At 29.7% G+C, this 1,574-nt stretch carries 3 protein-coding genes; 2 read left to right on the forward strand and 1 reads right to left on the reverse strand.

Going from position 1 to position 1,574, the window contains the following annotated elements; all coding sequences use genetic code 11:
* Positions 1 to 295 (reverse strand): NUDIX domain-containing protein (locus ACRDBA_RS03960; RefSeq protein ID WP_438571629.1); only part of this gene is annotated, 295 nt, incomplete at its 3' end.
* A gap of 250 nt (positions 296 to 545) precedes the next feature.
* On the opposite strand from ACRDBA_RS03960, the gene ACRDBA_RS03965 reads away from it, so the two are divergent.
* Positions 546 to 1,112, forward strand: a complete 567-nt coding sequence (locus tag ACRDBA_RS03965; protein ID WP_438571630.1) for a GNAT family N-acetyltransferase — start codon at positions 546 to 548, stop codon at positions 1,110 to 1,112.
* Between the two features lie 35 nt (positions 1,113 to 1,147).
* Positions 1,148 to 1,549: an NUDIX hydrolase gene (locus ACRDBA_RS03970; protein WP_438571631.1), complete on the forward strand. Its 402-nt coding sequence runs from the start codon at positions 1,148 to 1,150 to the stop codon at positions 1,547 to 1,549.
* The last annotated feature ends 25 nt before the right edge of the window (positions 1,550 to 1,574 follow it).

Consider the following 1,574-nt stretch of genomic DNA (forward strand, 5'->3'; position numbering starts at 1 on the left):
CAAAGTCTATATGTTCATGATCCTTCTTAATTTCTCCCCATATTGTATGTATCGGATTAATTAATACCTTCTCTATCTCAGTATCTACATTTTTATCCTTTAAACTGTCTGATTCATATAATTCTATTACAAGTCCTGCCTCTTCTAAAGTTTCTCTTTTAGCAGCTTCCTCAGGTAATTCATTTAACTCTATATGTCCTCCCACAGGTAATAATATTTGAGCTTTCTTGTGTTTATGAAGTAAAACTCTATTGTTATTTACAACATAGACGGATACTGTAAAATGTCTATTCATATTTTTATATTTCCTTCCTTAAGTAGTTTCAATTAACAAGTGTATTATTTACAATTCTATATTCTAAATCTAAATATTTCAACAAATAATAGTTCACTAGATAAAATCTATTTTCATGCTATCTCATTACCAATAAGTGCTTATTTAGTGGGAAATCGCTTTAAGCTTCGTTCTATGGAGATTTTTTGATATTAATAGAATGTTGTGATATATTAAAACAAAATACTCTATATAATACGGGGGCAGTGTAATGATAAAGAGTTTAGGAACAAAAGAATTAGAAACGACCAGATTACTTTTACGAAAAATTAAATTAGAAGATGCTAGTAGAGCATATATAAATTGGCTTACAGATGAGAAAGTTAATCAATTTATCAGTTGGAATCTACATAAAAATATTGAAGAAACAGAAAGTCTATTTGAAAACTGGATCAAGGAATATGAAAACAATAATATTTATAGATGGATGATAGTAGAAAAAAGCTCTGAAGAGCCTATTGGAACAATAGAGGTAGTAAGTATATCTAAGAAAAATAAAGTTTGTGAGTTAGGGATCAATATAGGCTCATCGTGGTGGGGAAAAGGATATGCCACAGAAAGTTTGAAAGTAACTAGTTTATTTTTACTAAATGAAGTTGGGTTCTATGTAGTAGAAGCAAAACATAGAAGTGAAAATATTGGCTGTGGGAAAGCTCTTCAAAAATCAGGTATGAAGTTTGAAGGTACACTTAGAAGTAGGCGTATAGATAAAAAGGATGGACATAGGGATGACTTAAATTATTACTCAATAAGTAAAGAGGATTTGTTAATTAGATAAAAGCTTAGAAATACAGATTAAATTAGGAGTTAAATATGCATACATATATAGGTTGTTCGATTATTATTTATAACAAAGAAAATGAAGTACTAATTTCTCAGAGGAGTAGTACTAAAAAAACATACCCTTTACTATGGGAAGTATTAGGTGGTGCAGTCGAAGCAGGAGAATCACCTGACGAATGTATCAGAAGAGAGATACAAGAAGAGATTAGTTGTGAGATACAGGGTATAAAACTATTTAAGGTATATATAGTGGAGGAAGAAAATAATAGGCACATCTTAATTGTATATACTGGAACTATAGAAGCTATTCCAAATCCTAATAAAGAGATTCAATTACTTAAGTGGATAGGTAAGGATGAGATAAATCAGTATGCTTTTATGGGGAATGATAAGCAAAAGGTATTAGATTTTTGGAGTGACTTAAATAGTTAATTCTAATCATAATTTCACTCATTGA

The sequence above is a fragment of the Clostridium sp. genome (assembly GCF_051654825.1).
In the GTDB taxonomy this organism is placed as follows: Bacteria; Bacillota; Clostridia; order Clostridiales; family Clostridiaceae; genus Clostridium.